At 70.4% G+C, this 12,955-nt stretch carries 6 protein-coding genes; 3 read left to right on the top strand and 3 right to left on the bottom strand.

Annotated elements, in window-relative coordinates; all coding sequences use genetic code 11:
• Positions 1-67: 67 nt before the first annotated feature.
• From DFQ59_RS05200 to DFQ59_RS05190, 3 genes are all read left to right on the top strand, one after another.
• Positions 68-4,504, top strand: a complete 4,437-nt coding sequence (locus tag DFQ59_RS05200) for an Lhr family helicase (protein WP_425450997.1) — start codon at positions 68-70, stop codon at positions 4,502-4,504.
• A gap of 411 nt (positions 4,505-4,915) precedes the next feature.
• Positions 4,916-5,785 carry a hypothetical protein gene (locus DFQ59_RS05195; protein ID WP_114278629.1) on the top strand — a complete coding sequence of 290 codons (870 nt, stop codon included), beginning with the start codon at positions 4,916-4,918 and terminating at the stop codon, positions 5,783-5,785.
• Positions 5,786-6,032: 247 nt separating this feature from the next.
• Positions 6,033-9,575, top strand: a complete 3,543-nt coding sequence (locus DFQ59_RS05190) for a PPi-type phosphoenolpyruvate carboxykinase family protein (protein ID WP_245937196.1) — start codon at positions 6,033-6,035, stop codon at positions 9,573-9,575.
• 540 nt (positions 9,576-10,115) lie between these two features.
• On the opposite strand, the gene DFQ59_RS05185 is transcribed toward DFQ59_RS05190, so the two are convergent.
• The 3 genes from DFQ59_RS05185 to nadA are packed head-to-tail and all read right to left on the bottom strand — an operon-like array spanning position 10,116 to position 12,783.
• A complete protein-coding gene (locus DFQ59_RS05185) occupies positions 10,116-11,027 on the bottom strand; it encodes a patatin-like phospholipase family protein (protein ID WP_170142046.1) in 912 nt (303 codons plus the stop codon).
• A gap of 4 nt (positions 11,028-11,031) precedes the next feature.
• Positions 11,032-11,685 (bottom strand): LON peptidase substrate-binding domain-containing protein, encoded by a 654-nt coding sequence (locus DFQ59_RS05180; RefSeq protein WP_114278627.1) that lies wholly within the window; start codon positions 11,683-11,685, stop codon positions 11,032-11,034.
• Between the two features lie 15 nt (positions 11,686-11,700).
• On the bottom strand, positions 11,701-12,783 hold the full coding sequence (nadA, locus tag DFQ59_RS05175; protein ID WP_114278626.1) for a quinolinate synthase NadA: 1,083 nt from the start codon (positions 12,781-12,783) through the stop codon (positions 11,701-11,703).
• Between the last annotated feature and the right edge of the window lie 172 nt (positions 12,784-12,955).

Here is a 12,955-nt window from a genome sequence, read left to right as displayed (position 1 = left end):
TGTTTACTTTCGGGTCCCCGCGGCAGCATGGCTTGACAACCCGGCCAGACCCCGGCGATCTGTGGCCATGGACCCCTTTTCTCCCGCCACCCGCCACTGGTTCCGGCAGGCCTTCGCCGGGCCCACGCCCGTCCAGGCCCGGGGCTGGGAGACTGTCGCCCGGGGGGAGCACGCCCTGCTGGTGGCGCCCACCGGCAGCGGCAAGACCCTGGCGGCCTTCCTCTGGGGCCTGGACCGGATTACGGCGCTCCCGTCCGACGCGCCGCCGGGAGTCCGGGTGCTCTACATCTCGCCCCTCAAGGCGCTGGCCTACGACGTGGAGCGCAACCTGCGCGCCCCGCTGGCGGGTATCCGCCAGGCGGCGGCCGGGCTCGGCGCGGAGTACCGCGCACCCGGGGTCGATATCCGCACCGGCGACACGCCCCAGGCGGAGCGCCGCCGCCAGCTGAAGCGCCCGGGCGAGATCCTGGTGACCACCCCCGAATCCCTGTTCCTGCTGCTCGGCTCGGCCGCCCGGGAGACCCTGCGCACGGTGCACACGGTCATCGTTGACGAGGTGCACGCGCTGGCCGCCGTCAAGCGCGGCGCCCACCTGGCATTGTCGCTGGAGCGGCTGGCGGAGCTGTGCGCGCGGGACCCGCAGCGCATCGGCCTGTCGGCCACGGTGCGCCCGGCGGCGACCGTCGCGGCCTTTCTCGGCGGGGAGCGGCCGGTGAGCGTGGTGGATGCCGCGGAGCGGCCGCACCTCGACCTCACGGTGCGGGTGCCGGTGCCGGACATGGAGAACATCGAGCCAGCGCTGCCGCGACGGCGCGGCGGCAAGGCGCCGGGTGCGATGGTCGCCGGGGGCAGCGGCGCGGCGCCCTCCGAGCGGGGCATCTGGAGCGCCCTCTACCCGGAGCTGCTGGAGCAGGTCAGGAGTCACCGCACCACCCTCATCTTCGTCAACAGCCGCGGCCTCTGCGAGCGGCTGGCCCAGCGCCTCAACGATCTGGCCGGCGAGGCGCTGGTGGCGGCCCACCACGGCAGCCTCTCCCACGCCCGCCGCGCCGCCATCGAGGCGGACCTGAAGGCGGGCCGGGTACGCGGCATCGTCGCCACCAGCTCGCTGGAGCTGGGCATCGACATGGGCGCGGTGGACCGGGTGCTGCTGGTGGAATCGCCGGGGGCGGTCTCCCGCGGCCTGCAACGGGTGGGCCGTGCCGGCCACGGCGTGGGCGAGGTGAGCGCCGGGACGCTCTATCCCAAGTTCCGCGGCGACCTGCTCGAGTGCGCCGTGGTGGCCGGGCGCATGATCACGGGCGAGATCGAGGCGCTGCGGATGCCGGACAACCCGCTGGACGTGCTGGCCCAGCAGGTGGCGGCCATCTGCGCCGAGCGGCCACGCGCGCGCGCCGACATCGCCACGCTGGTCCGCCGCGCCCGGCCCTGGCGACAGCTCTCCGACGCGGCCCTGGAGGCGGTGCTGGACATGCTCTCCGGGCGCTACCCCGGCGACGAGTTCGCGGAGCTGGTCCCCCTGCTGGCCTGGGACCGGGAGCGGGACGAGCTGCGCGCCCGCCGCGGCACGGCCCTGCGGGTGCGGCTGAACGCCGGCACCATTCCCGACCGCGGCCTGTACGGGGTGTTCCTGGCACCCGACGGCCCGCGGGTGGGCGAGCTGGACGAGGAGATGATCTTCGAATCGCGCACCGGGGACGTCATCCTGCTCGGCGCCAGCAGCTGGCGCATCGAGGCCATCGAGCGGGACCGGGTGCTGGTCTCGCCCGCCCCCGGCGAGCCGGGACGGCTGCCCTTCTGGCACGGCGAGGGGCCGGGCCGGCCGCTGGAACTGGGCCGTGCGCTGGGGGCCTTCGTGCGCGAGCTGGGCCGCCACCGTGGACACGACGCGGCGGTGCGCTGGCTGCGGGAGCACGCGCCGCTGGAGGCGCACGCCGCCGGCAACCTGGCCGACTACATCCTCGAGCAGCGCGAGCGCACCGGCACCCTGCCCACCGATCGGGCCGTCACCATCGAGCGTTTCCGCGACGAGCTGGGCGACTGGCGGATCTGCATCCTCAGCCCCTTCGGCGCCCGCCTCCATGCACCCTGGGCGCTCGCCATCCAGCACCGGCTCTCCGAGCGCGGCGGCTTCGACGTGCAGGTGCTCTACACCGATGACGGCATCGCGCTGCGCCTGGCCGACGCCGAAGCGCCTCCCGACCCGGAGTGGCTGCTGCCCGCCCCGGAGGAGGTGGAGGATCTGGTGACCCGGCAGCTGGCCGACTCGGCGCTCTTCGCCGGGCTGTTCCGGGAGAACGCCGCCCGCTCGCTGTTGCTGGCCCGCAACCGTCCCGACCGCCGCACGCCCCTCTGGGCCCAGCGCCTGCGCGCCCGGCAGCTGCTGGCGGTGGTGCGCCGCTACCCCGCCTTCCCGGTGGTGCTGGAGACCTACCGCCAGTGCCTGGCGGATGTCTTCGACATGCCGGGCCTGAAGGCGCTGCTGGGACAGATCCGCAGCCGCGAGGTGCGGGTGGACGAGGTGGAGACGGCCTCCGCCTCCCCCTTCGCCCGCTCCCTGGTATTCGCCTACGTGGCCGCCTACCTCTACGAGCAGGACGCGCCGCTGGCGGAGCGCAAGGCCCAGGCACTCACCCTGGACCGCGACCTGCTCGCCGAGCTCATCGGCCAGGCGGAGCTGCGCGAGCTACTCGATGCCGACGTGCTGGCGGAGCTGGAAGCGGAGCTGCAGAACCTGCCGGAGGCGCGCCGCGCCCGCGATGCCGACGCCCTCCACGATATCCTGCGCCGTCTCGGCGATCTCGATGCGGCGGAGCTGGCCGCGCGCTGTGCCGACAACCCGGCGCCCTGGCTGGAGCAACTGGCCGCCGAGCGCCGCGCCGTCGGAATCCCGCTGGCCGGCGGGATGCGCTGGATCGCCGCCGAGGACGCCGGCCTCTATCGCGACGCCCTCGGCGCCGTCCCCGGGGCCGGACTGCCCGACACCTTCCTCACCCCGGTGGAGCGGCCCCTGGAACGGCTGCTGGCCCGCTTCGCCCGCACCCGCGGCCCCTTCACCACCGCCGCGGCAACCGGCCGCTACGGCCGGCCCCAGGGGCTGCTGGAGCCGGCACTGCGGGCACTGGCGGCCGGGGGCCGGCTGGTGCGCGGCGAGCTGCGGCCCGGCGGCAGCGAGCCGGAGTGGTGCGATGCGGAGGTCCTGCGCCGGCTCAAGCGCCGGACCCTGGCCCGGCTGCGCAACGCGGTGGCGCCCGTGGCGGCGCGGACGCTGGGGCGCTTCCTGCCCGCCTGGCAGGGCCTCGACGACCCGGCCCCGGGCGCCGACCTCCTCGAGCGGGTGGTGGCACGTCTGGAGGGGCTGGCCCTGCCCTGGTCGGTGCTGGGCGGCGTAATCCTGCCGGCGCGGGTGCCCGGCTTCGTCCCCGGGCAGCTGGACCTGCTGACTGCCAGCGGGCGGGTGGTGTGGGTGGGTCGGGGCCCGCTCGGCCCCACCGACGGCCGCATCGCCCTGTACCGGCGGGAACGGGCTCCGCTCCTGCTGCCCGCGCCCGAAGCCTACACCCCCCCGGGCGTCGCCCACGCCGTCATCCTCGAGCAGCTGGAGGCGCGCGGGGCCTGTTTTCTCAGCGTCCTCGAGCAGGCCGTGCAGCGGGCCCACCCGGACATCGACGGCAACGAGTTCCGTGCCGCCCTCTGGGACCTGGTGTGGGCCGGACAGGTCACCAACGACACCTTCGCGCCGTTGCGCGGCCTCGGCGCCCGCACCCCGCGCACCCCGCGCCGGCGCGGCATCGATCCCCTCGCCGGCGGACGCTGGTGGCGGGTGGACGAGCTGCGCGCCGCCGGCATCAGCGACACCGAGCGGCAGCTCGCCCGCGCCCAGGCGCTGCTGGACCGCTACGGTGTGGTGAGCCGCGAAACGGCGGAGTCGGAGTCGGTTCCCGGCGGCTTCGGCGGCCTCTACCCGGTGCTGAAGCACCTCGAGGAGAGTGGGCGCATCCGCCGCGGCTGGTTCGTGGAGGGGCTATCCGGGGCCCAGTTCGCCCTGTCCGGGGCGGTGGACCGGCTGCGGGCAGCCCGGCAGGAGGCGTTCGACGCCGATCCGTCCATTGCTTCCGTCCGGGTACTGGCCGCCGCCGACCCGGCCAACCCCTGGGGCGCGCTCCTTCCCTGGCCCGCGCCGGCCCACCCGGAGGCCCGTCCGCGGCGGGTGCCCGGGGCCTGGGTGATCCTGGTCGAGGGCTGGCCCGTGTTCTGGCTCGGCCCCGGCGGACGCCGGCTCTGGAGCTTCCCCGACCCCGCCGCCGAGCCCGGTACGGCGCTGGCCGCCGCCTGCCGCGCACTTGGCCGCCTTCCCCGCACCACCCGTGGCCGCGGCCTGGTCATCGAGCGCATCGATGGCGAGCCCGCCCACGCCTCGCCACTGGCTCCCCTGCTGCGGGCCTGCGGCTTCGAAAGCGACTACAGGGGCCTCACCCCGGGGCCGGCTGCCGGTGGCCCGTAGCCGGCAACCGGCAACCGGCAGCTTCATTAATTGCGTTTAATCAATGCGCGGCGATGCCCGCACCCGTTAGGTTTCCACCTGCAAACCCAATCCTGACAGGGAGTCTTCCATGGCAGACAGCAGCCTATTCGACAGCCCCGCCGAACATCGCACCGTCGTCAAGTTCACCATCGCCGCGGTGGCGACCTACTTCGTCATTCTCACCCTGGCGATCATCGGCATTCTCTGAACTGCCGCTTTCCGGGCCGGATCCCGCGGGCGGCATCGGCAATGCCGCCCGCGGGAGACGTTCCCCTTTTCCACCAGACATTCATCCCCCTGAATTTTCCGTCCACCTCCGCCTCCATACGATCTAAGCTTTACCCTGCAGGGCAATGGATGATCCATCGCCCAGGGAACGGAGGAAGCACCATGCAACGGATCCTTGTCACTCTGCTGCTTGCCCTGATCACCGCGACGGCAGCGGTGGCCGCCGACCTGACCGGCACCTGGAAGGGTGACGACGGCGGTACCTACTACCTGCGCCAGGTCGGCAACCAGCTCTATTGGTACGGCGAACGCGGCAGTTCCAACCCTTCCTGGTCCAATGTCTTCAACGGCCGCATTCACGGCGATCGCGTACGCGGCGAGTGGGCCGATGTGCCCAAGGGCCGCACCATGAACGAGGGGCGGCTGGACCTGTCCATCGAGCGCGGCGGCAACGAGTTGGTCGCCGAGCGCAAGACCGGCGGTTTCGGCGGCTCGCGCTGGACCCGCGAGGGCGCCCCGGTGGCCATCGCCCCGATACCGCGTCCGGGCATGCGTCCCAGGCCGGTTCCGATGGCGCCGCGGGAGGACTGCGTCAACTTCGATCCGCGCAACGCCCAGGTCAGCCGCATCAACGGCCGCTGGAAGATCGTGGACGGCAGCCACTGGGTATTCGACTTCGGCGGCAACGAGGCCGAGGCCCGCCAGGCGCTGCGGGTGATCCGCCACTATCGCGCCGACCAGTCCTGCTTCGTGGGTCGCCCCGATCCCTCCCTGTCCTACCTGCTGGCGGGCGGCGCCGCACCGGCCGGCCCCATGCCCGGCGAGGATTGCGTCGGTTTCAACCCGGGCAACATCGAGGTGCGGCAGATCGGTGGACGGTGGAAGATCGTCGAGGGCAGCCACTGGATCTTCGACTTCCAGAACAAGGAGGCCGAGGCCCGGCAGGCGCTGAACATCATCCGCCATCACGAGTTCCGCAACTCCTGCTTCGTGGGCCGCCCGAACCCGAGCTTCAGCTACCTCAGGCGCTGAGCCCGGGGAGTTGCGGCAAGCGTCCCGGCGTCCCCGGCACGACCGGGGGCGCCGGCCGGATTTCCATCATTCCATCAACCGGTTTGGAATGGTCCGCCGGCCGGGGCCGGGATCAGCGCCGCGCCTGCGGCACCGAACCGCAGCTGCCGCCCGCGTATCTGTTGCAGTGCGGCAAGCCATCCCCATCCGAGGGCATTAACATGGCACGCTCAAAAAACGGGACCCGCGCGAGAAGAACCGAGACGCCATGCACGATCACAACCGCCTGCTGACCGACTGGACCGGCCTCGATGACCTGGAACAGGCCCTGGGACTGAAGACCGGGGAGGAGGACGAGAGCTGGAGCCGGCGCCGTCTGCAGCTCTACATCAACCTCAAGCTCGCCTCCTCCGGCCAACCCATCTGCCCTGCCGAGGAGGATGCCGAATTCCTCTCCGTCGCCCGCAGCCTGCTGCAGAGCTACCGGGAGAAGAGCCGCCTGCTCTCCGACTACCTCTGCCCCCCCGACCGCCGCATCCAGGCGTTTCTGGAACGCTACCTCGGTGACCTGGGGCCGGGGGCGGTGCCGCGCCTCCCGGGGAACACCATCGTGCTGGACCGCCACGGGGTTGCGCGGGAGCTCTCCCTGCCCCTCGGCCGCGACGCGTTCAACTCCGACATCCTCAGCAGTTACCGGGTGCGCCAGGGCGTACTGCACAACCCGGCCAGCGACCGGCGCACCACTGCCGGCTCATTCCACGTGGCCGAGGACGGCCTGCCCATCCCGGGCGACAAGAAGGCGGTGCCGAAGGCGGTCTTCGCCCGCCTGCTCGCCGCGGCCCTGTCCCCGCCGGAGGAACTGCTGCATCTGCCCTTCGCCACCGGCCAGCCGGAACCGGCCGCCATGTTCGCCTCGCTTCTGCTCCGGCCGCTGGTCTGTCCCGCCATTCCCGGCCGCGATGTGGCCAAGAGCATGGAGATCCGCTTCTTCGCTCCCGGCCGCCTGGTGAGCAACCTGGATTTCGTGGAGAGCATCTTCGGCAATGCCGGCAATCCCTACCTGGCGGACAACGACGCGGCCCTGGACGTGGAGCACTGGACCGGCCACACCGGCTGCGTCATTCTCGCGCCCCACCTGGTCGGCTTCACCAAGCGCGAGCTGGGCCTGCCCCACTGGGACGAGGCCAGCGAGCGCCAGCGCGCGGACGGCATGTGCTGGCGCGAGGCCGATGAGCGCTACAACGACGGCAACTCCTTCAAGATCACCGCCCGTGACGCCTCCGGGGTCATCGTCACCCTGCTGGCCGACAACTATTTCGGCTACTGCAAGAAGGAGGTGAAGACCCAGATCAGCTTCGCCGCCAACCTCTACGGGCTGGCCGAGGAGGAGCATGCCGGCGGCGCGCTGGTCTTCGTGCGCCGCAACCACGGCGAGGAGTACGGCGTGGACAGCCGCGCCCGCGCCAGCGGCTACAGCTTCGACGAGATGACGGGGATGTTCGCCCCGGTGATGGACGTCCAGCCCGAAGGCTACGCGGTTGACAAGCGCTTCCCGCAGGTCATCTACGTGCCCCAGGACCTGCGCATGGACCTCAACGCCCAGACCATCACCTGGTACCGGGACGGCGTGAAGCAGACCCTCAAACTGCGCCCCGGGCACATCTACATGCAGCCCAACGGCTACCGGGTGGAGATGCAGAAGCACCCGGGGGCGCCCTCCTGGCGGCTGCTGGGCACCGAGCCCGAGGGCACCTTCTGCCACAAGCCCTGCACCGTCTCCGGCGGCGGCAAGTCGGAGATCTCCAAGTCCATCGATGACGCGGTCATCTACGGCTCCCTCTACGTGGGCGATCTGGAGGAGGATCTCGATATCGTCGAGGCCATCTTCGAGCGCGACTACAGCGACCGTCTAAAGCCCGAGTTCGCCCACGAGGACCGTGATCCGAGCCGCAAGCCGCTGAGCCCCGAGCGCAGCCTCGGCTCCGTCATCAAGCTGCTCACCCCCTCGCCCGCCAATACCGACGCCTACAACGCCTGGCTGGAAACCATCCCCGACCATATCCGGGCGCTCGCCTTCATCATCAAGCGCGTCTACCGCCCCGAGTGGGGCGACCGCTGGCGCGAGCGGCTCTCCGTGGACGTGGTGAACGGCAGCCCCGGCCACGAGCTGAAGATGAACGGCCGCAAGCTGGTGGGCTCCTACCTGCGGGTGGGCCTGGAGGGCTCCAGCGCCTGGCGGGTGTTCAAGGTGCGCCAGGATTTCATCGCCGCGGAGAAAGTGCAGATGGAGGACGACATCAGCGCCTCCGTGGTGGTGCCCACCGAGGCGCTGTGCAACTGCTCGCCCAACGCCGCCGGCCATCCCAGCGTGAAGCTGGTGAGCAACTGCGAGTTCCGGCTGTTCCAGCGCCCCGACGAGGCCATCCACCCCGGCTTCGACAAGCAGACCGAGGCGGACATGGCCCGGCACGGCAACTTCATCGCCAATTTCGAACCCCTGCACGGCGAGGCGCTGGCGGATATCGTGGAGGACGTGGTGGGCTTCCAGGCCTTCACCCCGCCCATGCAGAACCTGCTGCGCGGCGCCTACGACGCCGGCACCGGCTACGTGGTCTCCTCCGCCCACCCGCGGCTGGTGGACGGCAAGCCGAGCAAGAACCCCCGCTACCTGCAGTTGCGCCCGGATCTCTCCGACCCGGTGCGCCGCTACGTGGCGGAGATGGGGATCCGCCTGCACCGGCGCGTCGCACTCGAGCGGCCCGTCTGCAACCCGGTGAACGCGGTGCTGACCGGCCGGCGCAACAACCCGCCGCAGCCCGGCATCCGGCCGCTGGCGGTCTACAACCCGATTCACTACCAGGAGTTGCCCGAGCTGTTCATGGACTTCATCTGCAGCCTCACGGGCAAGTCCCCCTCCACCACCGGCGCCGGCAGCGAGGGAGCCCTGACCAAGGGGCCCTTCAACGCCCTGCGCCCCACGGCGGACCTCAACAACGCCCTGGTCTCCTACATCCTCACCGGCTACGCCGGCTACTCCAGCGCCGCCGGCCACATCGGTCCCCGCATGCGGGTGGACCACGACGTCAGCCTGCTGATCCCGGAGATCTGGAGCCGTCTCACCGAGCGCGAACGCGATCCCGCCTGGCTCACCGAGCGCGGCTACCTGGAGCCGGTGCGGGATTTCGAGCACCGGGGGCGCATGGTGGCGGCCAGCCGGCTCGGCTACCGCATCACCGACCGTTTCGTGCACCGCTTCATGGGCAAGATCTTCGACAGTCCCACGGCGGTCTTCAACGAGTCCGTCCTGCGCCCGGAGACCCAGGATCTGGACGCCTTCGTCGACGGCGTGGACAACATCGTGGAGGCCCAGCAGCGGGTGGCCCGGCGCTACCTCGAGGACGGCAGCGTGGATGAGGCCTGTCCGCCCCTGCGCGCACTGCTGCACATCATGGCCGAGGGGCACTACCGGGGAAAGGATGTCCACCACCCGGAGATCCGCGCCCTGTTCACCCGCGAGTCGCTGCTCGCCTCGGACTGGTACCGCGAGCGGCTGGAGACCAAGCAGGCCCGCGACCAGGCGCTGTGGCAGCGCCATGTACTGAGCCTGGAGACGTTCCTGGCCCAGGAGAGCCATGCCGACGTGGCCGCCCGCCTGCGGATTGCCGAACGTTTGGAACAGGCACGGGAGAGGCTGGAATGGGTGGCGAGCCCCGAGTACCTGGAGAGCCTGCGCGGCACCATCGGCGCCGATCCCATGCGCCCGGTCCGCGACAGCGCCGAGCGCGGCGGCGAGGTGCCGGCGGCGGCCTGACCAACCCCCGCCCGGAATCCGGGCGCGGTGGGTGACGGCCGGGCCGGGGCCACCGCCTCCGGCACGGCCCGATGCCCAGCCTCCCGTGTCTCCCGCAAAAAAAACCCGCCGGGGTGCGGCGGGCAAGGAAGCGAGGAGGTCAAGCCATGACAATGAAGTCAGCACATGCGTGCACAGGAACAGATGCAGCCACCATGCCAATCTTTAAATATCAAACAATTCTGTTAGTTACGATTTTTTGTTGAAGCGCACACTGCCCCCGAACGGTGCCGGGAACAGCATGGGTGCACAGCGCTGGTGCGACTGGGATCCGGGGACGCTGCCGCGGGCGATGCCCAGGGGTGGACGGTCAATCGCATCGGCGAGGCTCTCGCGGGCTCCGTTCCGGCCGCAGGGCTCATCAACGCAGGTGGACGGAGCATCCCCGGCACGATTCCCCCCTCCCGGAAACGGCCCGGTGAAAGGGAGAGCGGACCCGAGTCTGCCGCAGCGTACCCTGACCCTGGCGGCCGTCCCCCCCTCGTTGGCTGGCGGCGGGACTCAGCCCAGCAGCCGCTTCAATCCCCAGCGCAGTTCCTGCAGGGCAGGTTTTGCCTGGTCGTAGATCTCCCCTGCCCGCTGGAAATCCATGACCCGGATGTCCTTGATGGGCGGCTTGATGTAGAGGTCGGGCCGGCTGCAGCGAAGCTTCTCCGCCACCAGCGCCTCTTCCATGGCGTGGAAGCTGAGAAAGACGCTTTCGATGACACCCGGGACTTCACCCCGCTGGTGGGTTCTCTGGCCAGAAACGTCGAGCGCCACCACCACATCACAGTCATCCAGCAGATCCCAGGGCACAGGATTGACGACACCGCCATCCACCAGCAGATGCCCACGGTACGGCACCGGCTTGAACAGTCCCGGCAGGGCAATGGTCGCCTTGAGGGCCGGCAACATCTCACCCGAAGAGAAAACGACGGGCTCCCGGCTCCAGAGGTCGGCGGCAACGACCCGCATCGGAATTGCGAGCTCGGCAAAGGTGTCGTGACGGAGTGCTCCATGCAGAAATTGCAGAAAATCGTCCGTATCGAGCAGCCCGCCACCGCCCATGGCCAGATCGATGTACTCGATCCAGCGGTAGCTGCCATGGAGCAGCCCCTCCCCCCGCCCGTCGCCCACCAGGCCGGTCATCAACTCCCTGATTTCGCGTCCGCTGCGGCCGGCGGCGTAGAGGGTGCCAAGCACCGCGCCGATGCTGGTGCCGGCGATGCGGTGGGGGCGCACCTTCATCTCGTCGAGCAGTTCCAGGAAGGGGATATGGGCCAGCCCGCGAGCGCCCCCGCCGCCCAGCGCGAGCCCCACCCGCGGGGTTCCCCTGCCCGCCCGCCAGTCGCCGCAGGCCGCCAGCGCCGCGCCGGAGGCGAGAACGGTCAGGAAGGCACGGCGGGAAGGATTGCAGGGGTGAGCGGCCACCGGTTCAGTGCAGGCCGCCGCCATTGTCGCGGCCAGCGGCGCCGAACTCGGCCAGGACAGTGAGCAGGCGGGCCCGTTCCACCGGGGTCACCGCCTCCACCAGGCTCTGCTTCTCGTCCACCCCGAAGGGCAGGTTGATGGCGAGGAAGTTCACCAGGCGGACGGGATCCATGGCGCGCAGCTTCTCCCATTCCACCTCCAGGCCGCTCTCCTCGCAGTAGCGGGTCAGGGCCACCATGAGGGGCTCGATTTCGGCCATCGGCGGTTCCGCCTCGTCGAGATCGGCGCGGAAGCGGCGCCAGTCGGGGACCACGCGCCGGTAGCCCCGCAGCAGGTCGAGTTCCTCGCTCACCTCGAAGCGGCATACCCCGGTGAGGAGAATCAGCAGGCGCCCGTCCTCGGTCTCGTTGAAACGGGTGATGCGCCCGGCACAGCCGATGCGGTGAATGCCCTCATCCGCACCGGCGGCGGGATCGGGCTGGATCATTCCGATCATCCGGCCCTGGCCGAGGGCGTCGAGAACCATGTTGAGGTAGCGCGGTTCGAAGATGTTCAGCGGCAACTGGCCGTGGGGGAGCAGAATGGCGCCGGGCAGCGGAAAGATGGCCAGCGTCGCAGGCAACTCGCTGAACACGGGACTGAAATGATTGCCTGCCATCGGTGCCCACCACCCTCAGTCGCACTTCGCCGGGCCGCCCACCAGCCCGTGATCGCGGGAGAAGTCCAGCATCCGTTTCACCGACTGGTAGGCCTTCCGGCGGATATCCTCGTCGATGAGGATCTCGTTGCGCCCGCTCTCGAGCACATCGGCCAGGTTCTCCAGCCCGTTCATGGCCATCCACGGGCAGTGGGCGCAGCTGATGCAGGTGCCGCCCTCACCGCCCGTCGGCGCCACCAGGAAGCGCTTGTGGGGCGCCGCCTCGCGCATCTTGTGGAAGATGCCGAAGTCGGTGGCCACGATGAAGGCGTCGGCATCCGACTCGCGCACCGCCTTGATGAGGCGGCTGGTGGAGCCCACCACGTCGGCCAGCTCGATGACCGCCTCGGGCGATTCCGGGTGCACCAGGACCTCGGCATTGGGGTTCTCGTCGATGAGTTTCTTGAGGGCGTCGGCACGGAACTCCTCGTGGACGATGCAGGCGCCGTCCCAGAGCAGCATGTCGGCGCCGGTCTCGCGCTGGATGTAGTGTCCGAGGTGCTTGTCCGGCGCCCAGATGATCTTCTCGCCCCGCTCCTTCAGGTGGCGGACGATCTGCAGGCCGTTGCTGGAGGTGACCACCCAGTCGGTGCGGGCCTTGACCGCGGCGCTGGTGTTGGCGTAGACCACCGAGGTGCGGTCCGGGTGCTCGTCGCAGAAGGCGGTGAACTCGTCCGCCGGGCAGCCCAGGTCCAGCGAGCAGCTGGCATCGAGATCGGGCATCAGCACCCGTTTCTCGGGATTGAGGATCTTGGCCGTCTCGCCCATGAAGCGCACGCCGATGACCACCAGGGTGGTGGCCGGGTGCCGGCTGCCGAAGTTGGCCATCTCCAGGGAGTCGGCCACGTGGCCGCCGGTCTCCTCGGCCAGCATCTGCAGCTCCTCGTCCACGTAGTAGTGGGCCACGAGGACCGCGTCACGCTCCTTCAGCAGTCGCTTGATCCGCTCGATAACCTCTTCGCGCCGTTCCGGCGACAGCGGCGCGGGCCGCGGCGCCTGCGCGGCACGGGCACGGATATCGGCCTCGAGCCGGTGCGGCACGTCAAAGGCTCTGTCCATCAAATTCCTCCGGCACATGGAGCGGACCACCTCGCCTGGCCCGCACATTCGAATGTTCCAATACTCAAGTCTAGAACGCTGACGACCGGTTCGTCAGCACCCCATACGGGATGAGGGGATGAAACGTTCGATTATGCCCCAATCGGGCCGGGGGAGGGATAGCCGCCGGGAT

This window comes from Thioalbus denitrificans (genome assembly GCF_003337735.1).
GTDB lineage: Bacteria > Pseudomonadota > Gammaproteobacteria > DSM-26407 > DSM-26407 > Thioalbus > Thioalbus denitrificans.
Note: the sequence above shows the minus strand (reverse complement) of the source record. Positions and strands in the feature narration are given on the sequence as shown.

Coding starts and splice junctions, on each gene's coding strand:
- DFQ59_RS05190 (WP_245937196.1), top strand. CDS start 6,033: ATGCACGATCACAACCGCCTGCTGACCGACTGGACCGGCCTCGATGAC.
- DFQ59_RS05195 (WP_114278629.1), top strand. CDS start 4,916: ATGCAACGGATCCTTGTCACTCTGCTGCTTGCCCTGATCACCGCGACG.
- nadA (WP_114278626.1), bottom strand. CDS start 12,783: ATGGACAGAGCCTTTGACGTGCCGCACCGGCTCGAGGCCGATATCCGT.
- DFQ59_RS05180 (WP_114278627.1), bottom strand. CDS start 11,685: ATGGCAGGCAATCATTTCAGTCCCGTGTTCAGCGAGTTGCCTGCGACG.
- DFQ59_RS05200 (WP_425450997.1), top strand. CDS start 68: ATGGACCCCTTTTCTCCCGCCACCCGCCACTGGTTCCGGCAGGCCTTC.